Source organism: Bradyrhizobium sp. 2S1 (assembly GCF_011516625.5).
In the GTDB taxonomy this organism is placed as follows: Bacteria; Pseudomonadota; Alphaproteobacteria; order Rhizobiales; family Xanthobacteraceae; genus Bradyrhizobium; species Bradyrhizobium septentrionale.
On sequence record NZ_CP147717.1, the window covers coordinates 8,033,802 to 8,056,927 of the forward strand.

Below are 23,126 nucleotides of genomic sequence, written 5' to 3' on the forward strand. Positions count from 1 at the left end.
CACACCGCGTTCGTGACGATCGCGAAGCGCACCCTCGATCGGGTGAGACAGCAAATTCATACACCAAGTCATCGTTCCGATAAACCGAAATATTTTCACGCGCGAGGATTGACAGGTTTTGCTGAGTTGCCCGTCGGGTTGTTTTGTCGCACCTCGTTCCGTCATTTCGGGCAGGCCCGCAGGGCCGCACCCAGGCGATCCGAGCGAATTCGATATCGTGGTGGCTCGTCACCCAACGGTGGGCGCCCGCTACAATGGGTCGTCCGTTCGCAACATGGCGACTGTTTTGCGGCCGCTTCGCACAGCCCAACGCAGCGGTTAACGAAACGATAGAGCGCGGCAATCGCGGCTTGGTTAGGCCGCGAACCCATAAATCTGCCGGCGGACGGCTTGTCAAAGTCCGCTATGCACCGATAGCGTGTTCGGAAATCTCAGAACCGCGTCAAGTTCGCGGCCGGCGGGTTCGGATGCTTCACGAGACTCGCCTTATATTCTTCTACCGCCTTCAATACCGGCCCGATCACCCACTCGTACTTTGCTCCGATGTTGTACTCCTCGCGCGGGTCCGACTCGATATTGAAGATCTTGGGGTAGCCGTTCATCGGCGCCGCACTACCGCCGACTCCCGCCAAGAGGTTCGCGCCGCCCCACCCGCTGCGGCCCGGCGCAACGTCGGCGAAATACGCGCGGAACTGCTTCCAGCGCACTGCCACGAGATCGGGACCAACGAAGGTCAGCAGAGTGTCCCGCCGTCCGCCATCGTTCGTGCCGAGCAGGAAGTCGGTCTGGTCGACGCCGTCGATTGGGCGGTCGTTCGGCACCTTGCCTCCCGCGAGGCGAGCGAATGTCGGGAAGAAATCCATGATCGAGAACATCGTGTACGATGAACGCGGCCTGATGTGGCCGGGCCAGCGGATCATCGCAGCAGTGCGGATGGAGCCCTCGCTTACATCACCCAGCTCGCCGCGATGAGGTCCCGGCGATCCCATGTCCGGCATGCCGCCGCCGAACTCACGCACTACCGAGCCTTGCGGACCGTTGTCGGAGGCGAAGACGACGATCGTGTTATCGTCGAGGCCGACGTCCCTCAAGGCGTCGAGCATCCTTCCGACGATAGCATCTCCCTCCATCAAGGAGTCACCGAACTGGCCTATGCGCGATTGGCCTTCAAAGCGCTTTGACGGCAAATTAGGGTAGTGCGTGCGGGATATCGGGAGATAGAGGAAGAATGGTTTGCCCAATGCTTTTTGCCGCCTCATGAAGTCGATGCCTCGCTCCACCAGCTCCCAGTCGATCTCGCGTCGTACCTCCTCGGTGTAGGGCTTTACCTCCTTCAGCGTTTCGCTCCGTTTGGCCTCAACGATCTGGGGCCCTTTGTCCAGCGGGATATCGGTCGTCTTGGTCTGACGGCCCTGCGGAATTGCGAGGAACGCGTCCCAGCTAACGCCGGGCGGGATGCCATAGTATTCGTCGAAACCCTTGTTTTGCGGCTGAGCCGAGGGCGCGCTTCCGAGATGCCATTTACCGAACAACGCCGTCGCATAACCGGCATCGCGCAACATCTCGGCCATCGTGATTTCTGTCGCCGGAAGCGAACCCGTAGTGCTTCCCTCCACTGCGACAAGCGATAAGCCCGAGCGAATGGAATAGCGCCCTGTCATAAAGGCGGCTCGGGAGGGCGTGCATCCCGGCTCAACGAGGAACTGTGTTAGACGCAGTCCTTCAGCGGCGAGTTCATCAATGCGCGGTGTCGGCGCCCCGCGCAGCTCGCCGCCGCCGTAAACACCGAGGTCGCCGTAACCGAGGTTGTCCGCAAGGATGAAGAGGATGTTGGGCCTCGGCTGCTGGGCCAGCGCCACCGCGCCCGGCAATGCCGCAACACATGATCCCAGCAGCAAGGCGCCAAGCATTCGTCGCGAACATTGGAGCATGGTCCACCTTCCGCAGCGAAACCGCAGTGCGACCCGCGGACTGAAATCGCGCCTCACCGCCACGCGCATGCTAGGGCGTTGGCCAACTTAGTCCCAAACCTGTGAGGGGCGGTATTGCCCCTTAGGGCAACCACCGTGGTTAGCCTGCCGCTCTGATGTCTGTTTCGGGTCATTCGCGACCAGGTCGCGCCAACAGCAAGCCCGGCCAAGTCCGCTATGCCGCCGAAAGCGGAAGCAATGGCGGGCCGCGTGCTGGACTTTGAGCCAATCATGTTGAAGCTTGGCCTTTTAAAACAACCGGATCGATACACCCTGCGATCAGGCTATAAGCCGCCTTAAAAATCCTACCGGGATCGGCTGGGATCATATGCTCCGACTGGAATACCGCCGGATGGCGGGCATTGGGGTTGGCTGTGCGCCGCATCCGCGCGGCCACGAACGTCGCGATTCCGCCGCTAGTCAAACGGGAATATCCTTTTCCAGTCCTTCTTCATGTCCACAACGGTCCACCTGTTCAGCGCTGCGGCATCGAGAGCGACATCGAGCTTGCCGAAATGCGACTGGCGGTCGTAGGCATATTCGCGTTCCACGTCGGTATGGTGGACGATCAGGCCGAACCGCGCGCCGTTGACGCCGAGTGTCGTCCATTGCAGCATTTCGAGATCGCCATCTGAATTGCCGAAGGCCGCAATGGGGCGGCGGCCAATGTGGCTATTGATCCCGATTGGCTTGCCCTTCTTGTCGTCGATGAAATCGATCTCGGGCAAGCGAAATAGAACCGGCGTGCTGTCGCGCATTTCATATCGGGTCTTGATTGACGATCCGACGACCTGCTCAGGAGGCACTCCATAAATCGTCTCGGTCCATGGCCGCATGAACTCGACGCCGCCACCTGACACGATGAAGGTCTTGAAGCCGTTGGCGCGGAGGTAAGCGAGCAATTCGAGCATGGGCTGATAAACGAGTTCGGTATAGGGGCGTTTGAAGCGATCATCACGCGCTGTCGCAAGCCAATCTATGACGATCTTCTCAAACTCCGCTGTCGTCATACCGGCGTGAGTCACCGCCACCAGCTCGGCCACGCCCTTTTCGCCGAAAGCTGCGAGCGCCTTCAAGTCGCCGTTCAGGACTGCCGCGAAGGGCTGTTTGTCCTTCCATTCCGGATGCATGGGCGCAAGAACCTTCACGCGATCCAGCGCAAATGCGAGTTGCACATACATCGGCTGCTCGATCCAAAGCGTCCCGTCGTTGTCGAAGGTCGCGATGCGTTGATCGCGCGGTACGAAATAGGATCCACCATCCTCTGTGACCCGTTCGACGAAATCGACGATCGATGCTTTCGTCGGACCCTCATTCCAAGATGGCAGAGGACCGGTTTGCGTTTGGGCCATGGCAGACGTGGAACGCAGAGCGGCAGATAGAAACGGAAGCATTGCCAGAGACGAGAGCAGCGCGCGACGGTCAAGGCGTGGAAATCGCATGATCCGTTTCATTGTCGGTCCGATTCGATGGCCCGCACTGGTCAACATTGAGGGCAAGTGCGAGGCTGGTGTATCGCTGCTGTTCGTCGCACGCTTGCCGATATGCAGCTTCGTGAGCAGTTGGGTTCTGAGCGCAGTAGATTGGCGAGCGCCGAAAGTGACGCCCGCCAATTTAGCATCGAGCGACTAGTCGCTGCGACCGGCAATTTTGGCCTGCTTGACCTGTTGCAGCACCTGGTCGAGGTTGTAGCTCGCCGGGTCCTGCAGCGGCGGGTACGGAATATAGCTCTCAAGCTCCTTCAGCCAGAGCGCTTGCCCGATCGGCAGCATGTTCCAGTCGTAGACGTAGGCTGTAGAAGCGGAGCCGATTACGCCGCCCATACCCATGAGCGTCTTGTATTGTGAACCAATCGAGGTCTCGAACGGGTCTCGCTTGATATTGACGACTTGGGCCCAGTGATAGGGAAGCGCTCCGGCAATAAAGCCCTGTGGGTTGTCGGACACCATCGTGAAGTAGATCTTCCAGTTCTTGTAGCGGACCGCCGACGGGTCCTTGCCCGAATAATAGAAGAAGGTATCGCGCGCCGACTTTTCCGAACGCCCCGAAAGATATTCAACCTGATCGACGCCATCGAGTGTCGTCTTGACGATGCCGGGATAACTTCCGGCCTCGATCTGTTTCTTCAGCGCGTCTCCTTTTGCGCCACCCGCGATATTGACAAACGTGGGTAGCCAGTCGAGCGAAGCGAAGATGTCGTTCTTGATGGTGCCGGGCTTGATGACCCCCGGCCAGCGAATGAGCGCCGGAGCGCGCATGCCGCCTTCCCAGGTGCTCAGCTTGCCGCCCTTGAACGGAGTGGTGCCGCCGTCCGGAAAGGTGATGGTCTCGGCGCCGTTATCGGTCGTGAACACGACGATCGTGTTGTCGAGCTGGCCCATGTCCTGGAGCTTCTTCATGACAACGCCGATGTTGTCATCCAACTGCTTCATGCCGGCCTCGTTGAGGCCCCAGTCCTTGCCGCCTGCCTCGCCGATCATGCCTGCGTATTTGTCATTTAGCACGGTCGTGATGTGCATGCGGGCCGGATTATACCAGGCGAAGAACGGCTTGTTGGTCTTCTTGGGGTCGTTGCGATCGAGAAAGTCAACGACCTTGGCCGAGATTTCCTCATCGACGCCCTTCGATCGCTCCAGTGTCAGCGGACCCTGGTCCTCGCATGTCATGTTTTTGGCGGTACCGTCAGAGGACTTGCATGCCAGCACGGGCCGCGGCGGCGTCAGGCAAACCGCCGACGTTTTCGGATCAACTGCGCCCGGTACTTCCGCAAGACCCGGGATCGGCGTGTTCTTGCATGGCGGGGCAACCGTCTGCTGGGTTGGCGTCTTGTTGATGTCCGGGAAGCTCACGCCCTGCATGGCGTCGAGGTGATACAGGTAGCCCCAGAATTCCTGGAAGCCGTGCGCGGTCGGCAGCGCGTCGGTGTGATCGCCGAGATGGTTCTTGCCGAACTCGCCGGTGTTGTAGCCGAGATCGAGCAGGAACTTGGCAAGCGCCGGCGTACCGGGCCGCAGATAGGACGGGCTGCCGGGAAGCTGCGGAGGAATCATGCCCGTGCGCAGCGGATGCATGCCGGTGAAGAAGGCGTTGCGACCGGCCGTGCAGCTCTGCTCGGCATAATAATGTGTGAATATCGCGCCTTCATTGCCGATGCGATCGATGTTGGGCGTCTCGCCGACCATCAAGCCGCGATGGTAGATGCTTGGCTGGTAGAGTCCTATGTCGTCACCCATGATGAATAGGATATTGGGTTTCTGTGGCGGTTGCTGCGCCACCGCTGGCGCGCTGACCAGTGCGGACAGTGGCATCAACATCGATGCGCCTAACAGGGCGGCGCAGGATCGCTTGAGACAACCAGACGCCTTGCTTGGCGGCGTTGCGGCAGAAGGCGGCTTGTCATTGAATATGGAATCCAACATGGCGTCGCTTTCCTTCTTATGATGGGTCAGTGGCTCCTCGCCTGATGCATCGAAAGCCAAGGTGACTGGTGGAAGTATCGACCGGCTCCGCATGGCGCGCTGCCGGCCGGTAGCGTCGGCAGTAGTTCGGCGCGCACAAATGCGAGCCGCCTTTGATGACCTTTCGTGGAATCTTCACATTGGTGGTTCTGGGGTCGTAGCTGTCGGCCTCGCGGCCGCCGCGCGGGTTCTCCGGAATGCAGCAAGCCTTCGGAGCATCTGCCCGATGCTTTGGGGAATACCAGTCGGCCGTCCATTCCCAGACGTTGCCGATCATGTCGTAAAGGCCGAAGCCGTTCGGCGGGAATGCGGTGACCGGCGAGGTACGTTCGAAACCGTCGGCATTGGTGTTTTGGTGCGGAAAATCACCCTGCCAGGTGTTGGCCATTTGATGGCCGTGCGGCATGAATTCGTCGCCCCACGCATACTCGGCGTCGTCGAGCCCGCCGCGTGCCGCAAACTCCCATTCCGCTTCGGTCGGCAATTCCTTGCCAGCCCATTGCGCGTAGGCAAGCGCGTCGTTGAAGGCCACGTGCACGACGGGATGATGGTCGAGCGCATGGATATTGCTATTCGGTCCGTAGGGATGGCGCCAGTCAGCACCCTTGGCGAAGGTCCACCACTGGCTGAAGTCGCGCAGGCTGACCGGATGTCCCGGCGGCAAGAACATCAGTGAGCCCGCATAGACCATATGCGGTAGGATCCCGGGATAGTCTCTCGGGTCGGGCGCAATCTCGGCCACAGTAACGTGACCTGTCGCCTTGACGAACTTTCTGAACTGTTTGTTTGTGACGGGATGGCGATCCATCCAGAAGCCGTCGACAGTCACCCGATGTGCCGGCGCCTCCTCTGGATAATGTTTGTCCGATCCCATGCGGAATGTCCCGCCGGGTATACAGATCATCTTGTCGATATCTGACGGATCATCGCAAATGACGATATCGCGTGTTCGCTTGGGCTTCGCTGTCAAGGCGTCACCTCCGGGCCGACGTATTACACGCTACGTGGCAAAACCCTTGTGCGGGGACCTTGGTCGAATATCCGTATCTCTATGGTTAGCCGCCTTGAACCCAAATCAGGTGACACTCACTCGATTAAGGCGACCTTGATCTAGATCAATGCGACTGCCCTCTGCCGATTGCGGTCTCGACCAAGTTTCCCTCTCGTTCCGATCACTGCAAAGATGTGGCAGCCAAAGGGGCTGCGGCGTCCGCTCAGATGATTTTCGACGGTTTCAGCAGGGATTGTCGTTTGGTTGATGTCCGCTTCTGCCCCTAAGCGCCGAACGAAGACCGCCCAGGAGCGTTGCGCTCGGCCAGACCTCGTGATTCAAACTCCCAAACTGGGGCTCGAATCATCCGCTACGAACTCGCCGATTATGAATGGGTTGCCATCAAGCCGATCATGCCCAGACACGAGTCACCGGCCACATCCGTACGGCCGAAAGCGCGCGCGTCGTCAATTCGACACGCCCCCGCCGGACGGAAATGGGTTCGTAGGATGGGCGGAGCGCATCATGTCAATCAATTTGTGCGGAGACACGATGGGTATCGCTTCGCTCCACCCATCCGCAATCTTAGCTCACCCATTCAGCCGCTTTCGCTTCGCGTTGAGCGCTGAGGCAACGCGGCTCACCGGCGGGCGGCCGAGCAACTTTGCGACTTCATTGGTCGTGGCCAGCAGCCTGTCCATGTCGACGCCGGTTTTCACGCCCATGCCGTCGAGCATGTAGACGACATCCTCGGTCGCGACGTTGCCGGTGGCGCCGGGGGCATAGGGGCAGCCGCCGAGGCCGCCGGCGGCGGCATCGATGACGCGGACGCCCTCCTCCATGCCGGCATAGAGATTGGCGAGCGCCTGGCCGTAGGTGTCGTGGAAGTGCATCGCGAGATTGCCGACCGGAAGCTCGGCGCCGACCGCACGCAGCATCTCCCTGGCCTTGAGCGGCGTGCCGACGCCGATGGTGTCGCCGAGCGAGATTTCGTAGCAGCCGAGATCCCACAGGGTCACGGCGAGGTCGGCGACCGCCTTCGGCTTGATCTCGCCGTCGAACGGACAGCCGAGCACGCAGGAGATATAGCCGCGCACCTTGACGCCGTCGTCCTTGGCGCGCGCCAGCACCGGCTTGAAGCGCTCGATCGATTCCGCGATCGAGCAATTGATGTTGGCGCGCGAAAAACCTTCGGAGGCTGCGGCGAACACCGAGACCACCTTCGCGCCGGCCGCGCGCGCGGCGTCATAGCCCTTCTCGTTCGGCACCAGCACATGGAATTCGGCGCCCTTGAGGTGGTTGACGCCGCGCAGCACCTGGTCGGAGCCTGCCATCTGCGGGATCGCCTTCGGCGACACGAAGGCGCCGACCTCGACGGTGCCGAGCCCTGCCGCCACCAGCGCCTCGACGAAGGCGATGCGGGCCTCGACGCTGACCGGCGTCTTCTCGTTCTGCAGGCCGTCGCGCGGCCCCATCTCGACGATATGGATCTGATCGCTCATGACGCGGCCGCAGCCTCGACTTCGGCCAGTTCGACGCCCTCGCCGACGATATCGCCGACCTTGCATTTGAGCTTCTTCAGCACGCCGGCATAGGGCGCGCGCAGGGTCTGTTCCATCTTCATCACTTCCAACGTGAGGATCGGCGCGCCCTTCTCCAGCGTCGCGCCCTCCTCGGCCAGCAGCGCGACCACGGTGCCCGGCAAGGGAGCCACGATCTTGTCCTCGCCGGCCTGCTCCTCGCTCTCGCCGCCGAACGGGTCGACCCAATGCAGGTCGAATCGGCCGTTGCGGGTGCGCAAGTAAAGCTCGTGGCCCTCGACGACCGCTGCGACGCGCGACCTGAGGCCATCAAGCGTCAGGTCGAAGCCATCGTCGCCTGATGACGAGATCGCGAAGGCGAGCTCGTGCCCGCCGACTGACAGCGTCATCGGTCCGTGGCCATAGTGCAGCGTAATCGTATGCGGCGGCTCATGGCCCTGCCGGAACGAAAATACCCGCTGGCGGCGGCCGACCGGCATCCAGCCGAACGCCCGCCACGGCGAGTTCGCCTCGCTTCGCGCCGCCTTCTGCTCAGCGTTGACGATCGCAGCCACCGCCGCACAGAGCTCGAACTCACCAGCCCCGCCGGTGCCGGCCGTCAGGTTCTTCAGCTCGCGCTCGATGAACCCGGTATCGATCGCATTGGCCCGCGTGTCCTTATGTGTCACCAGCGCCGACAGGAACGGGATGTTGGTGACGATGCCGCGGACATCGGTCTGTTGCAGCCCGCGATTGAGCTTCTCGATCGCGCCCTCGCGCGTCGGCGCCCAGGCGATCACCTTGGCGAGCATCGCATCGTAATAGGGCGAGACATTGTCGCCGCTGCGATAGCCGGCGTCGATGCGCAGGCCGTCGCCCTCCGGCGGCGTCCGCCAGGTCTTGATGCGGCCGACCGAGGGCATGAAATTCTTCTGCGGATTTTCCGCGTAGACCCGGGCCTCGATGGCGTGCCCGTTCAGCGTGATCTGGTCCTGCTTGAGCGGCAGCGCCTCGCCGAAGGCGACGCGTAGCTGCCACTCGACCAGATCCACGCCGGTGATCAGCTCGGTGACGGGATGCTCGACCTGCAGGCGCGTGTTCATCTCGATGAAGAACACGTCCTTGCCATCGGAGACGAACTCGATGGTGCCGGCGCCGACATAGTTGACCGCGCCGGCCGCTTTTCGCGCGGCCTCGCAGACTGTATCGCGCTGTGCGGCGTTCAGGGTCGGCGACGGCGCCTCCTCGATCACCTTCTGGTGGCGGCGTTGCAGCGTGCATTCGCGCTCCCACAGCGAGAGCAGATTGCCATGGCTGTCGCCGATGATCTGCACCTCGATGTGGCGCGGGTTCTGCACGTATTTCTCGATCAGCATGCGGTCGTCGCCGAACGCCGCCTTGGCTTCGCGCTTGGCGCTCGTGATCGCGGCCGACAGCTCGCCCGCCGAATTGACCACGCGCATGCCGCGGCCGCCGCCGCCGGCCGAGGCCTTGACCAGCAGCGGGAAGCCGATCCGGTTGGCAGCCTCCGCCAGGGTCGCCTCGTCCTGGGCCTCGCCGTGATAGCCCGGCACCAGCGGCACGCCGGCTTTCTCCATCAGCGCCTTCGAGCCGGACTTCGAGCCCATCGCGGTCATCATCGCGGCGGTTGGGCCGACGAACACCAAACCTGCCTCGAGGCAGGCCTGCGCGAACTCGGCATTCTCAGACAGGAAACCGTAGCCGGGATGCACGGCCTCGGCGCCGGTCTGCTTGGCCGCCGCGATCACGCGTTCGATGTTGAGATAACTGTCGCGCGCCCGCGCGGGCCCGAGCAGCACGGCCTCGTCGGCGAGTGCGACATGCATCGCGTCGCGATCGGCCTCGGAATAGACCGCAACGGTGCGCAGCCCCATCGCACGCGCCGAGCGGATGACGCGGCAGGCGATCTCGCCGCGGTTGGCGATCAGAAGCGTACGGAAACGCCGGTAGAGTTTTGAGCGGTCCATGGTCAGTTCCTGGGTCACATCCTGAACAGGCCGAACTTCGTCGGCTCGATCGGCGCATTGGCGGCGGCCGACAATCCGAGCCCGAGCACGAGGCGCGTATCGGCCGGATCGATCACGCCGTCGTCCCACAGCCGCGCGGTGGCGTAATAGGGATTGCCCTGGCTTTCATACTGGGCGCGGATCGGCGCGCGGAACTTGTCCTCCTCCTCCGCCGACCAGCTCTCGCCCTTGGCCTCGATATTGTCGCGGCGCACCTGGCTGAGCACCATCGAGGCCTGCTCGCCGCCCATCACCGAGATGCGGGCGTTCGGCCACAGCCAGAGGAAGCGCGGGCTGTAGGCGCGGCCGCACATGCCGTAATTGCCGGCGCCGTAGGAGCCGCCGATCACGACGGTGAATTTCGGCACGCCGGCGGTCGCAACCGCGGTCACCAGCTTGGCGCCGTCGCGCGCGATGCCGCCGGCCTCGTACTTCTTGCCGACCATGAAGCCGGTGATGTTCTGCAGGAACACCAGGGGAATGCCGCGCTGGCAGCACAGCTCGATGAAATGGGCGCCCTTCAGCGAGCTCTCGCTGAACAGGATGCCGTTGTTGGCGATGATGCCGACCGGATAGCCCCAGATATGGGCGAAGCCGCAGATCAGCGTGGTGCCGTACAGCTTCTTGAATTCGTCGAATTCGGAGCCGTCGACGATCCGCGCGATGATGTCGTGCACGTCGAACGGCTTGCGGCCGTCGGCGGAGACGACGCCGTAGATCTCCTCGGCCGGAAACAGCGGCTCCTGGACGGTGCGCATATTGAGCGGCGCCTTCGCCGGCTGCTTCAGCGTGCCGACGATGCGGCGCGCGATGCCGATCGCGTGGGCGTCGTTCTGCGCATAATGATCTGTTACCCCCGACTGTCGCGAATGGACATCGGCGCCGCCGAGCTCTTCCGCGGTGACGACCTCGCCGGTCGCAGCCTTCACCAGCGGCGGACCGCCGAGAAAGATCGTGCCCTGGTTGCGCACGATGATGCTCTCGTCCGACATCGCCGGCACATAGGCGCCACCGGCGGTGCAGGAGCCCATCACGATCGCGATCTGCGGGATGCCCTGCGACGACATCTGCGCCTGGTTGTAGAAGATGCGGCCGAAATGCCGCTCGTCGGGAAAGATCTCGTCCTGCAACGGCAGGAAGGCGCCGCCGGAATCCACCATGTAGACGCAGGGCAGATTGTTCTGCCGCGCGATGTCCTGGGCGCGCAGATGCTTCTTCACCGTCATCGGGTAATAGGTGCCGCCCTTGATGGTGGCGTCGTTGGCGACGATGATGCATTCGCGCCCGGAGATGCGCCCGACGCCGGTGATGACGCTCGCCGAATGCACGTCACCGCCATACAGCCCGTTGGCGGCCAGTGGTGACAGCTCCAGGAACGCGGTGCCGGGGTCGACCAGGAGATCGACGCGATCGCGCGCCAGCATCTTGCCGCGCGAGGTGTGGCGCTTGCGCGAGGTCTCGCCGCCGCCATGGGCCACCTTGCCGAGCTTGTCGCGGAGTTCCGCGACCAGGCTGCGCATCACATCGGCGTTGCGGGCGAATTCAGAAGATGCGGGATCGATCGTCGAATGAAGCGGCATCTGTGTTGCACGTTCGTTGGAGGAGCCGTCGGGATTTTTTGAAGGCAGGCCGCCGCGCCGGGAGCGCGGCAGCAGGTGCGAAGCTCAGGCCGTCTTGGCGTACAACTCGCGGCCGATCAGCATGCGGCGGATCTCGCTGGTGCCGGCGCCGATCTCGTAGAGTTTTGCGTCACGCAGCAGCCGGCCGGTGGGATATTCATTGATGTAGCCGTTGCCGCCCAAGAGTTGGATCGCATCCAGCGCGCATTGAGTGGCCTTCTCCGCGGCGTAAAGGATGGCGCCGGCGGCATCCTCGCGCGTGGTCTCGCCGCGGTCGCATGCCTTGGCAACAGCGTACACATAGGCGCGCGAAGCGTTCATCGTGGTGTACATGTCGGCGATCTTGCCCTGCACCAGCTGGAACGAGCCGATCGGCTCGCCGAACTGCTGGCGCTCGTGGACGTAGGGCAGCACCACGTCCATGCAGGCCTGCATGATGCCGATCGGACCGGCCGCCAGCACCGCGCGCTCATAGTCGAGGCCTGACATCAGGACGTTGACGCCGCGGCCGACCTCGCTCAGCACGTTCTCCTCCGGCACCTCGCAATCCTCGAACACCAGCTCGCAGGTGTCGGAGCCGCGCATGCCGAGCTTGTCGAGCTTCTGCGCGGTGGAAAACCCCTTCATGCCCTTTTCGATGATGAAGGCGGTGATGCCGCGCGGGCCAGCGCTCGCATCGGTCTTGGCATAGACCACCAGCGTCTCGGCGTGCGGACCGTTGGTGATCCACATCTTGTTGCCGTTGAGCACGAAGCGGTCGCCCTTCTTCTCGGCGCGGGTCTTCATCGAGACCACGTCGGAGCCGGCGCCGGGCTCCGACATCGCCAGCGACCCGACATGCTCGCCCGAGATCAGCTTCGGCAGGTATTTGCGCTTCTGCGCCTCGTTGCCGTTGCGGCGGATTTGGTTGACGCAGAGATTGGAATGCGCGCCGTAGGCCAGTCCGATCGAGGCGGATGCCCGCGAGATCTCCTCCACCGCGATGCAGTGCTCGAGATAGCCGAGGCCACTGCCGCCATACTCCTCCTCGACCGTGATGCCGTGCAGGCCGAGGGCGCCGATCTTGGGCCAGAGGTCGCGCGGAAAGCTGTTGGAGCGATCGATCTCGGCGGCGCGCGGCGCGATCTCGTTGCTGGAGAAATCGTGCACCGTCTCGCGGATCGCATCCGCGGTCTCGCCAAGGTCGAAATTGAACACTGCCGCCCGGTTTGAGGCCATGATCCCTCCCGTGAGATTCATCTTGCAATTAAACGATCATACGTTTTTTTCTTGGCTTCGCAAGCAACCGTGCTATGGTTTGCGCATGAAATCGGCAGCGCATTGAATCTGCTGGGATTTCATGCAATAAACATACGGTCGTTCGCTTGTTTCCTCCGCTTCCAGCAAGCCAACACCCATCCGAGGCCCGCGATGGCACGCACGATCGGCTCACATGGCCCCACGACGCTGGAGGCGATCCGCAAGGCCGGCGTGCGCCTGATCTTCGAGCGCGGCTACGAGGCAATGAGCCTGCGCCAGCTCGCCGCCGAGGTCGGCATCCAGGCCGGCTCTCTCTACAATCATATCTCAACCAAGCAGGAGCTGCTGTTCGATCTGGTGCAGGATCATATTAATGATTTGCTGCGCGAGCTCGATCTGGCGCTGGAGGGCAAGGCCGATCCGGTCGAGAAGCTGCGCGCCTTCGTGGCCTTCCATGTCAGCTACCACATGACCCGCAAGCGCGAGGTGTTCATCGCCAATTCCGAGCTGCGCAGCCTCGAGCCGAAGAACTATGACGCGGTGGTGGCGCTGCGCGGCGCCTATGAGCAGCGGCTGGCGCAGATCCTCGCCGACGGCGTGGCCGAGGGTGTGTTCGAGGTGGTCGACATCCAGGTCGGGACCTTCGCGATCATCGCGATGCTGACCGGGCTCTGCACCTGGTACCGCCCCGGCGGCCGCCTGACCCGGGACGCCATCATCGCAGCGCATGAGAAGCTGGTGCTGTCGGGCGTCGCACCGCAGGTCGCGATCGCCCAGCTCCGTGCCGGCAGCAAGAGCCCGCGGACCGCGGTGGCGGGTTCGTGACTGTGACAGAACGCCCACAGCTCGATGACATCGATTTGCGGATCCTGTCCGAGTTGCAGCGGGACGGCCGGATCAGGATCAACGAGCTGGCCGAGCGGGTCGGCATCACCGCCCCGCCCTGCCTGCGCCGGGTCCGCGCCCTGCGCACCCGCGGCGTGGTCCAGGCGATCCGCGCCACGCTCGACGAACGGCTGCTCGGCTATGAGGTGACGACCTTCGTCCTGATCCAGCTCGACAGCCAGACCCTGACTGCGATCGAGGCGTTCGAGGCCGCGGTGGCGGCCGTGCCGCGCTTCCTGCAATGCTGGCGAATCTCGGGCGACGCCGATTTTGTGCTGAGATGCGTCGCCCCCAGCGTCGACGACATGCGCCAGCAGCTGCTGCAATTTGCCGGCCTGCCGAACGTGCGTAAAATTAGAAGCTTTCCGGTGCTCGGCGTCTCCAAAGACGCGCCACTGCCGATCCCGGGCGTCCTCGCCGCTCCTACGGCGACCTGATCGGTCGGGACCTCAGTGCGTCCAACCTAGTGCGTCCAAGGCTCCCAGCGGCGGAACGCAAAATTGTCGGCATAGGCAATCTGGCGGTGCGCCGAATCCTTCGGCTCGATCACCTGGTAGGCGATGCCCTTGCGCTCGCAATAGGCTGTCGCCTCCTCCTTGGTCTCGAAATGCAGCGTGAGCTGCTGCTTCATGTCGGTGGACGAGGTCCAGCCCATCAACGGCTCCACGGTGCGCGGCTGCTCCGGCTCGAAATCCAGTTGCCACTCTTTGGTCTTGGCACGTCCCGATTGCATCGCGTTTTTGGCGGGCTTAAAAATGCGTGCGGTCATGGATGGTCGGCCCCGTGGGATGTGCGACATGGAAGCGATTTGAAGGAGACCGCCGGGATAGTATAGAGACACCAATCAACGATCTGATCGGTGATTCCTCGATCTCGGAGGCAGCCTTCGCCGGACCGGTATAGTCATTCTGCCGCGCTGTGACAATCTGGCCCCGGGAGGCTTCCCTTAGGAGTCCCTTGGGCCGGCGGCGCGGTGTTCTCGACAACATCACATCGAGGAAGCGGCGCTCCCATGGAAATCCACGCCACCCTGCCCGAAAAAGGACGTGACCTCCGGCTCGACCTGTTCCGCGGGGTCGCGAACTGGTACATCTATCTGGATCACATCCCCGACAATGTCGTGAACTGGATCACGACGCGGAATTACGGCTTCAGCGACGCCGCGGATCTGTTCGTCTTCATCTCCGGCTATACCGCATCCTTCGTCTATGCCCGCATGATGCTGGAGCGCGGCTTCATCGTCGGCGCGACAAGGCTGACCAAGCGGGTCTGGCAGCTCTATGTCGCCCACATCATCCTGTTCGTGATCTACATCGCCTCGATCAGCTATCTGGCGCTGCGCTTCGGCGATTCCGAGATCATCAACGAGTTCAACGTCGCGGGTCTCGTCGACAACGCCACCGAGACGCTGCGGCAGGGTCTGTTCCTGAAATTCAAGCCGGTCAATCTCGACGTGCTGCCGCTCTATATCGTGCTGATGGGCCTGTTCCCGCCGGTGCTGTGGTTCATGCTGCGGCAGCCGAACTGGACCATGGCGGCCTCGATCATCCTGTGGCTGGTATCGCGCCAGATGGGCTGGAACCTGCCGGCCTACCCGGCCGGGACCTGGTACTTCAATCCGTTCGCCTGGCAGGTGCTGTTCGTGTTCGGCTCGTGGTGCGCGATGGGTGGCGCACGGCAGAACATGCACATCATCAACTCGCCCTATACGCTGTGGTTCTGCATCGCCTACATGATCTTCGCGCTCGTCATGACGATGGCCGGCCGCTTCCCGGACTTCGGCGCGATGTTCCCGCATTGGCTCTATGCGACCTTCAACCCGAACGACAAGACCAACCTCGCGCCCTATCGCTTCCTGCATTTCGTGGTGATCACGGTGCTGGTGATCCGCTTCATCCCGAAGGACTGGGCAGCGCTGGAGTGGAAGGTGTTCGATCCCCTGATCGTCTGCGGCCAGCAGTCGCTCGCGGTGTTCTGCGTCGGCGTGTTCCTGTCCTTTGTCGGACATTTCGAGCTCTCGATGAGCTCGGGCTCGCTGCTCGCGCAGATCTTCGTCAGCATCTCCGGCATCGCGATCATGACGATCGTGGCCTATTACATCTCGTGGTCGAAGCGGCAGGACAAGCCGGTCAAGCCGCCGGCGCCGAAACCCGCCGCGCCGGCCGCCAAGGCGGGCTAAGGCGCAGGCTAAGGCGGCGGGCTGACGATCCGCCTCATTTTCCGGGCGGCCGCCCTTTGCCGCCCGGTTGGCCGCTGCGCCACCTGCCCTTCGAGCTGAACTCATCCCAGGTGGTGGTCCAGCGATATTCGGCCGCCGGCGCCTTCGCGATGCCGTCGGGGCTGCGCGCTCCCTCCAGGGCAAACGTGGCGCCCTGCGGATCAAGGCAGCGGACGATCCAGCTCCCGTTCGGCAGCTCCAGCGGCCCTTCATAGACGCGTCCGCCACCGGCCTTGACCCGCACGATGGCGGCGTCGACGTCGTCGACGTTGAAATAGTAGAGCCAGAACGCGATCGGCTCGAGCGGACGCTTGTTGAAGATTCCGCCGACGGTCTGCCCACCGGCCGAGAACAACTGATAGGTCTCGGCCGGGGCGTTGCCGCCAGCAGCCTGCCGCCAGCCGAACACCTCGCTGTAGAAACCAAAGGCCTTGCGCCAGTCGGCCGCCAACAGCTCGTGCCAGCCGACGCGGCCAAGGGCATCGAGGCCTTCGGCCGCAGGACGCGCGATGCTTGATCCGCTCAGCAATCCGAACGTCGCCCGCTGCGGATCGGCAACGATCGAGACGCGGCCGATATTGGTGGCGGTCGGCGGCACGTAAACGGCGCCGCCGCGTTCCTGCATGCGGCGGACGGCAAGGTCGACGTCGTCGACACCGACATAGCCGATCCATCGCGGGGTCGCGCCCTGGCGTCTGCCCTCCTCCGGCAACTCCATCAGGCCGCTGCGGGCAAATTCGCCCGACATGAACAATCTGTAAGAAAGCGCGGGAGTGGACACATCCTTCGTCACCCAGCCGAGGACGCTGCCGTAGAAGGCACTCGCACCGTCCACGTCCGTGGTCAGCAGCTCGTACCAGGCGAAGCTCGCGCCATCATCCGGCATGCCTATTCCTCGCTTCGGCGGTCGCGTGATCGCAATGCAGCATGGAGATTCTCGAAGTGTTAACGATTGCGGCTGCGCGAGAGCGCCGGCCAATAATCGTGTTCATCAAGATGAACCTAGGAACGAAGATGAACGACAACACTTGATACACGCTAGCACCTCGCGAGTGTGTGTGCGCAGCGCGTCTTGCATGCAGCTGCGACGGATTGTACAATTACGCGAGAGTTGAATTCCACGTCAGGAATGGAGGATGCGAGTATGCCACGAGTGAAGCAAGCCCCCAAGAGCAAGCGCGTGACCAGCAAGCGTGTGACCAAGGCCGCTGTGCCCGCTCTGGGTGCAGCCGGATTGACCTTCTCACTGGTGGGCAGTGCGTCGGCGGCCGCCGTGCCGGCAGCAGACGCGCCGCAGATCCAGAAGTACACCCCGACGCAAGCCATCACACTCGGCGAAGAAGAAATCGCCGACGTCAGCCTGGCGACATTCCACCTGTTCGACAAGGAGACCGCCGGTGCCGGCGTCCAGGTGGCGTGGCGCGGATGCGGCGGCTGCAGAGGTTGCCGTGGCTGTCGCGCTTGCCGTGGCTGCCGCTGCGGTGGCTGTGGTGGTTGCGGTGGTGGCTGCTGTCTGTCGTGGGGCGCCTGCCGCCTCTGCTGATCCAGACAGCGTCGCGTTGACATCTATCGATCGTTATGGCCGGGTCCGACACATGTCGACCCGGCCAAATCATGTTGTCCCCGTATCGTTGCGCGGCTCGCTTCGCCCAACGGAGCGGAGCTGTCGAGGCCGGCGCCTCGCCCGATTCCACAATCGCCCCACAAGCTGCACAGGAACGATTCTTTGTCAGGAAAATCCAGCCAGCGCGCCAACAAGGACGTTCTGCAGTTCGCACCGAATTTCACGGCCTATGTGCTGCCTCCGGATGTCGTCTGCCTCTATTCCGAAGACCGCAAGTTCTTTCTCCATGGCGAGCTTTACTGCGCACTTGCGTCCGCAATCGGCACCAAGGGATGTAGCGCCGCCAAGCTCGCCGACGAGCTCGCGCGAAAATTTCCGCCTGAGGCCATCAATGAAGCCATCAAGCGACTGCTCGACCGTCGCTATGTGATCTCGAAGCCGGCAGGTCACGCACCAACTCACGCCAACACGGTTGCCGGGCTTTGGGCGAGCCTGGGCCTTCCCGACACGGCCGCCGAACAAAACCTTCACAACTGCCGCGTGCGACTTGAGACGATCGACGTCAAGGGCGCCGCCGAATTGAGCAAGGCGCTGCAGGAGCTCGGCGTCCGCGTCGTCAAGACATCGGCCGACCTCACGGTCACACTGGTGAACGACTATCTCGACCGGCGGCTTGCCGAGCGCAACCTGCAGCGCGTATCCGACGGATCACCCTGGCTGCTGGTGCAGCCGTCCGGCGTATTTCCCCTGGTCGGCCCTGTGTTCAATCCGGGCGAGACCGCGTGCTGGACCTGCCTGTTCGATCGGATGATCCGCAACCGCGAGGTCAAGGGCTTCCTTGATCGCGGCGCGGCGCGGCCGGTCGCGGTTTCTCCACTCGCGCAGCACCCGGTTGGGCAGAGCGCCATTCAGCTGGCTGCCGTTGAAATCGCCAAGGCGATCGCCAGCGGCTTCCGCACCGATCTGCGCAATCACATCGTCAGTCTCGACCTCTTGGGCTCGACCATCGCCAGGCACTACGTGGCAGCCCGCCCGCAATGTCCGACCTGCGGAAGCAAGAAATTGCAGAACCCGCGACGCGCACCGGAGCCGATTGAATTGGGGCCCGGCGCCAAGCTTGTCATGACCAGCGGCGGCTATCGTACGGTGACGTCAGGCGCCACGGTGGCGCGCTTCAGGAAGCATGTCAGCCCCCTCACCGGCGTGGTGACACGGCTGGAGCGGATCGAGGTCGACCTGCCGATGAACACCAATTTCTACGCGCAGCACAATTTCTCCGCACCGGCGCAGAATGTGGACCAGCTTCGCGCAGGGCTGAGCGGCGGCAGTTTCGGCAAGGGCAGCACGGCCGAGCAAGGCGAAGCCAGCGCGCTGATGGAAGCAATCGAGCGGTATTCGGGAATTTTCCAGGGCGACGAGATCCGGGCGCGCAAGCGCTTCACCGACTTTCCGTCGGGCGATGCCATCCGCCCCAACGACATCCTGCTGTTCAGCGACGAACAGTACCGCGGCAGGGCTGAGCCGAACCACCGCGACTCGCACCACACCCAACCGGCCCCGGAGCCGTTTGATCCGTCAGCCCGGATCGAATGGACGCCGGTCTGGTCGTTGCGCGACAAGCGGTTCAGGCACATTCCAACCAGCCTGCTGTATTTCTTCTACGAGGGTCCCGCCCCCTTCGCTGCCGATTCCAACGGCTGCGCGGCCGGCAATACTCGCGAGGAAGCCATCGTGCAGGGCTTCCTCGAACTGATGGAGCGCGATGCCTACGCGATCTGGTGGTACAACCGGTCGCAACGCGCCGCGGTCGATCTGAACCAGTTCGACGATTCCTACGTCCGTGATCTGAAGACCCAACTCGAGGAATCGGGCCGCCGGCTCTGGGTGCTGGATATCACCAGCGATCTCCACGTCCCGACCTATGTCGCGATCGTGCACTGGATACAGAACGGTCAGGAGAACATCGAGTTCGGTTCGGGCGCGCACTTCGATCCGCGCATCGCATTGCTGCGGTCGTTGACCGAGCTGAACCAGTTCCTCTCGATCGGCCTGATGGGCGGCGGCAGCGGCGAGAAGCCGAGCCTCGATGGCGTCAATCCGCTGCGGCTCGACGAACATCCGTTCCTGATTCCAAGCGCCAATCCCGTGATCCCGCCGGCTGCCGCGGCAGACGTGCCGCTCGACAACACCCGTGCACAAGTCGATGCCTGCGTCGACATCGCGGCGCGCGCAGGTCTCGACTTCCTCGTTCTCGACCAGACGCGGCCCGACGTCGAGGTTCCGGTGGTCCGTGTCATCGTTCCCGGGATGCGCCATTTCTATCGCCGCTTCGCGCCGGGACGGCTCTATGATGTGCCCGTCAAGCTCGGATTGCGCGATCGACCATCGCTGGAAAGCGAGCTGACGCCATTCCTCCCGCACACCTGAGGTGATGCCGGCGTGCGCGCGTCCAGGAAAACCAACGAGAAGAAGAAATCGCCACGCGCCGCGCCGCCGGCCCTCTTCGTTCGGCTCAACCCGGCTGTCGCGCTCGAAGCGCAACCTGACGGGAGCATAGCGGCTCACGTCGAAGGCTATTCGGAGCCTTTGGGGACATTCAGCACGGCCGCAGCGGAACGCGCCCGGAAGCTGGGATCAGGCCTGCCGCTGCCTTCTTCCGAGAGCGGCGATGCGGTCACGCGAGAGGTCGAGCGGCTGATGCGGCAATTGGCACGCCGCGGCCTGCTGGAATATCGCCTGGCGCGTGCAGCCGACGCCAGTGATCTCGTTGTGGTCGAGCCGCAGACCCCTGATTACTGGCCGCGCACGCCGAAGCTCGACGATGCGGCAACCGTCGTGCTGTCACGCTTCGCCTATCTGCGGCGGCGCGGCACCGAGATGGTTCTGGAATCGCCACGGGTCGGCGCGCTGTTGCGCATCTGCGATGAGCGGATTGCGGCCCTGCTGACCATCCTTGCCACGCCGCAGAAGATCAGCCGCATCCGGCGCCTGGATGGCTATCCGGGCCCTGCACTGCTCTCCCTGCTGCTGGACTGCCAAATCCTGATCAAGGTCGACGCGGCAAAACCCGATACGCTGCGGCAGGCGGAGGGCGATGACGGCCTCGTGCTCTGGGATTTTCACGACCTGCTGTTCCATGCCCGTAGCACGGAGGGACGACAGGCCAGTCCGCTGGGTGGCCTTTATCCGCACACCGGCCTGATTGCGCCGCTGCCCGCGATCCGGCCTGCCTGGCCCGGCAAAACCATCAAGCTGCCGGAATCCGACCCGATCGCCTCGCCACTCGACCAACTGCTGCACGAGCGGCATTCGACGCGCGAGTTCGACGATCAGAAGCCGATCACGCTGGCCGAACTTTCGATGTTCCTGAACAGCGTCGCGCGGGTCCGGGCGAAATGGAGCAGCCCACTTGAGTTTGCCGACGACGGTCCCGACATCGAATACACCAGCAGGCCGTACCCCGCAGCAGGCAGCGCCTACGAGCTCGAGCTCTATCTGGCCGTCGCGAATTGCGCTGGCCTCACGCCAGGTTTCTATCACTACGACGCCGATGCACACGCGCTGGCCGCCATCGACGTCCGCCCGCAGCATGTCGAGGCCATGATGCAAAGCGCGGGATTTGCCATGGACGCGCCGTCTCCGCCGCAGATCCTGATCACGATCGCCGCGCGCTTCGGCCGGATTTCCTGGAAGTACAGGGCCATCGCTTATGCGCTGATCCTGAAGGATGTCGGCGTCCTGACCCAGACGCTATATCTGGTGGCGACCGATCTCGGCCTCGGCGGCTGCGCGATCGGCACCGCCAATATCGATCTGTTCGCGAAGATGACCGGCCTCGACTTTCACGTCGAGGGACCGGTCGGCCAGTTCGCCCTGGGGCGCGGTATGGAATCGCCCCCTGCCGGATAGCCCTCGATCAGCGCTGCAACAAGCCAGAGCCTTTTTCGTTCCGATCGATCGGAACGGGACTCTGGATTCTTGTTTTGACGCGCTTCTTCACGCGAACCGGTCGCCACTTCGCTCGAAAACGCTCTAACACTACTTTGGCAGAATGTGTTTGCGCCACTGTTTTTCAAGGATTTGTTTTCGGCAGTATGGACACCTTTGAGACGGTGACCGAAGGATGAGATTGACGATAGCGTGACGTACGGCGGGCATGGTTGGCTGAGGCGGAGGTCCGTTGATTCTTTTTTTTCCGCCCCGCGTGTGCGAGGCGACGATGTTGCAGGAAGGCGTAGGCAATCATTGTCATCAGGGCGTGGCGATGAAGACCCTGCCATGATCGCCCTTCGAAGTGATCAAGTCCAAGCTCTTCCTTCAACTGCTGATGCGCCTGTTCACAAATCCATCTTGCCTTAATGGTGGCGGCCAGTGTGCGCAGATCCGTCGCCGCAGGGAGGTTGGCGAGATAGTATTTCTTCTCCCCCGAGGCGCGTTGCTCGCCGATGAGCCAAGCTTCGTCGCCCGGGAGATGCTGCTGACCCTTATCCCAAATCCGCTGCGGAGGGCCGTCGGCGGTGCGGACACGGAGAGCAGCAAATCGGGCTTTCAGCCGACCTTTCGTCCCGCTGCGCCAACTCAGGGTTTTCCATTTCGCGCTGGCCAACATTTGTTCTGCCGCAATCGATAAGATATCTGGTACGTGGTGCTTTCGTGGTTTCCCGCGGACTTTGGTAACCGGCCAAATGAGCTGGACATTAACCGGGTACACCTTGAGGTGCCGCGGGATGCCGACAGCCCAGGCCAGCCCGCGTTCTGTTAGCCCTTGTCGAAACGGTGCGCTGAGCCCGTATCCTGCATCCGCCAGCACACATCCAAAACGCACGTTGGCTGCCATCGCGCGGTCAATCTCCGCCAAAGCAATTTCCGGCTTGGACCGTGCCGTTCGGTGTTCGACCGGCACGCGAGCGCGCTTTAGACGAGACACGTTGCTCGTCCAGATCTCGGGCAGAAAGAGACGCAGCGCGACCATTACCGGCACTTCGCCGCGCGCGAGTGTCAGCGACACCAGCGTTTGGCAATTTGCCGTTTTGCCAAGGGAGGACGCATATTGAGGCGCGACGCCAACCGAGCGTTCGCCCTTCTTCGGCATTGCCGTGTCGTCAATAACGAGCACCGCATCCTTGCCGCCGACAAGCCGGTCGGCTTGGTTTAACAGTTCAGATTCCAGCGGTGTCGCGCTCCAGACACCATCGGCGATGAAATGGTGCAGCTGATCGTAGTTGCCCGATGCAACGCGTTCCGCCATCGGCTGAACGCTCTTGCGATCGCCGGGACCGATTAATCCCGCAACGTACAGCGGACACATCCGCTGTCGGGTCTTATGACCCAACCGATCCAGAAAAGGCTTCAGCCAGCGTTCGAGTTCGTCTTCCCATTCCGCCATGGTCAGCCCTCCAAGAGCCGACCACCCATGAATCATTGAAAAATCGATTCGGGAATCCTAATCAAACGCCCGAATCTAACAATCTGCCAAAGTAGTGCTAAGGCGTGTACTCATAAATCCGGTACGCGCGTGCTGGACTGGCGAGGTGCCCGTTGCCCTCAAAAGCAGACATCGACGATGCTTGGGTGAATGTCCGCCAAGGGGTCACACTCGGAAGTCGGAACGCACAACCGTGAAGTCCGCTTCACC

General features: G+C 62.7%; 17 protein-coding genes. 6 read left to right on the forward strand and 11 right to left on the reverse strand.

What is annotated here, in order from left to right; all coding sequences use genetic code 11:
* Window positions 1-431: 431 nt before the first annotated feature.
* From HAP54_RS38015 to HAP54_RS38050, 8 genes are all read right to left on the reverse strand, one after another.
* Window positions 432-1,898 carry an arylsulfatase gene (locus HAP54_RS38015; protein ID WP_248114389.1) on the reverse strand — a complete coding sequence of 489 codons (1,467 nt, stop codon included), beginning with the start codon at window positions 1,896-1,898 and terminating at the stop codon, window positions 432-434.
* A gap of 488 nt (window positions 1,899-2,386) precedes the next feature.
* Window positions 2,387-3,364 carry an HAD family hydrolase gene (locus HAP54_RS38020; RefSeq protein ID WP_414646234.1) on the reverse strand — a complete coding sequence of 326 codons (978 nt, stop codon included), beginning with the start codon at window positions 3,362-3,364 and terminating at the stop codon, window positions 2,387-2,389.
* Between the two features lie 234 nt (window positions 3,365-3,598).
* The gene (locus HAP54_RS38025) at window positions 3,599-5,278 is read right to left on the reverse strand and encodes an arylsulfatase (RefSeq protein WP_414646235.1); all 1,680 of its coding nucleotides are present in this window, start codon (window positions 5,276-5,278) and stop codon (window positions 3,599-3,601) included.
* 127 nt (window positions 5,279-5,405) lie between these two features.
* The gene (locus tag HAP54_RS38030; RefSeq protein ID WP_166306804.1) at window positions 5,406-6,332 is read right to left on the reverse strand and encodes a formylglycine-generating enzyme family protein; all 927 of its coding nucleotides are present in this window, start codon (window positions 6,330-6,332) and stop codon (window positions 5,406-5,408) included.
* Window positions 6,333-7,009: 677 nt separating this feature from the next.
* Window positions 7,010-7,921, reverse strand: a complete 912-nt coding sequence (locus HAP54_RS38035; protein ID WP_166295866.1) for a hydroxymethylglutaryl-CoA lyase — start codon at window positions 7,919-7,921, stop codon at window positions 7,010-7,012.
* A complete protein-coding gene (locus HAP54_RS38040; RefSeq protein WP_166295869.1) occupies window positions 7,918-9,927 on the reverse strand; it encodes an acetyl/propionyl/methylcrotonyl-CoA carboxylase subunit alpha in 2,010 nt (669 codons plus the stop codon). The genes HAP54_RS38035 and HAP54_RS38040 overlap by 4 nt, the downstream gene beginning before the upstream one ends.
* 14 nt (window positions 9,928-9,941) lie before the next feature.
* Window positions 9,942-11,546 carry a carboxyl transferase domain-containing protein gene (locus tag HAP54_RS38045; RefSeq protein WP_166295872.1) on the reverse strand — a complete coding sequence of 535 codons (1,605 nt, stop codon included), beginning with the start codon at window positions 11,544-11,546 and terminating at the stop codon, window positions 9,942-9,944.
* Between the two features lie 84 nt (window positions 11,547-11,630).
* Entirely contained in the window at window positions 11,631-12,803 is a 1,173-nt protein-coding gene (locus HAP54_RS38050) for an isovaleryl-CoA dehydrogenase (protein ID WP_166205202.1), read from the reverse strand.
* Between the two features lie 192 nt (window positions 12,804-12,995).
* Here HAP54_RS38050 and HAP54_RS38055 point away from each other — a divergent pair, with 192 nt between their 5' ends.
* Both HAP54_RS38055 and HAP54_RS38060 read left to right on the forward strand, forming a co-directional pair.
* Window positions 12,996-13,649: a TetR/AcrR family transcriptional regulator gene (locus tag HAP54_RS38055; RefSeq protein ID WP_166295875.1), complete on the forward strand. Its 654-nt coding sequence runs from the start codon at window positions 12,996-12,998 to the stop codon at window positions 13,647-13,649.
* Window positions 13,650-13,651: 2 nt separating this feature from the next.
* Complete coding sequence (locus HAP54_RS38060) at window positions 13,652-14,146, forward strand: Lrp/AsnC family transcriptional regulator (RefSeq protein WP_166306807.1); 495 nt, start codon at window positions 13,652-13,654, stop codon at window positions 14,144-14,146.
* A 26-nt stretch (window positions 14,147-14,172) separates the two neighbouring features.
* Here the strand turns inward: HAP54_RS38060 and HAP54_RS38065 are convergent, their stop codons facing one another.
* Window positions 14,173-14,478, reverse strand: coding sequence for an ETC complex I subunit (locus tag HAP54_RS38065; RefSeq protein WP_029082714.1), 306 nt, complete (start codon window positions 14,476-14,478; stop codon window positions 14,173-14,175).
* 243 nt (window positions 14,479-14,721) lie between these two features.
* Between HAP54_RS38065 and HAP54_RS38070 the strand changes: the two genes are divergently transcribed.
* A complete protein-coding gene (locus HAP54_RS38070) occupies window positions 14,722-15,888 on the forward strand; it encodes an OpgC domain-containing protein (protein WP_166295878.1) in 1,167 nt (388 codons plus the stop codon).
* A 34-nt stretch (window positions 15,889-15,922) separates the two neighbouring features.
* On the opposite strand, the gene HAP54_RS38075 is transcribed toward HAP54_RS38070, so the two are convergent.
* Entirely contained in the window at window positions 15,923-16,813 is an 891-nt protein-coding gene (locus tag HAP54_RS38075) for a VOC family protein (protein ID WP_166295881.1), read from the reverse strand.
* Between the two features lie 294 nt (window positions 16,814-17,107).
* Here HAP54_RS38075 and HAP54_RS38080 point away from each other — a divergent pair, with 294 nt between their 5' ends.
* From HAP54_RS38080 to HAP54_RS38090, 3 genes are all read left to right on the forward strand, one after another.
* A complete protein-coding gene (locus tag HAP54_RS38080) occupies window positions 17,108-17,470 on the forward strand; it encodes a hypothetical protein (protein WP_166293438.1) in 363 nt (120 codons plus the stop codon).
* Window positions 17,471-17,653: 183 nt separating this feature from the next.
* A complete protein-coding gene (locus HAP54_RS38085; RefSeq protein ID WP_224741595.1) occupies window positions 17,654-19,918 on the forward strand; it encodes a TOMM precursor leader peptide-binding protein in 2,265 nt (754 codons plus the stop codon).
* Between the two features lie 270 nt (window positions 19,919-20,188).
* Window positions 20,189-21,400: a SagB/ThcOx family dehydrogenase gene (locus HAP54_RS38090; protein WP_248114388.1), complete on the forward strand. Its 1,212-nt coding sequence runs from the start codon at window positions 20,189-20,191 to the stop codon at window positions 21,398-21,400.
* Window positions 21,401-21,563: 163 nt separating this feature from the next.
* Here the strand turns inward: HAP54_RS38090 and HAP54_RS38095 are convergent, their stop codons facing one another.
* Window positions 21,564-22,913: an IS701 family transposase gene (locus tag HAP54_RS38095; protein WP_166295887.1), complete on the reverse strand. Its 1,350-nt coding sequence runs from the start codon at window positions 22,911-22,913 to the stop codon at window positions 21,564-21,566.
* Between the last annotated feature and the right edge of the window lie 213 nt (window positions 22,914-23,126).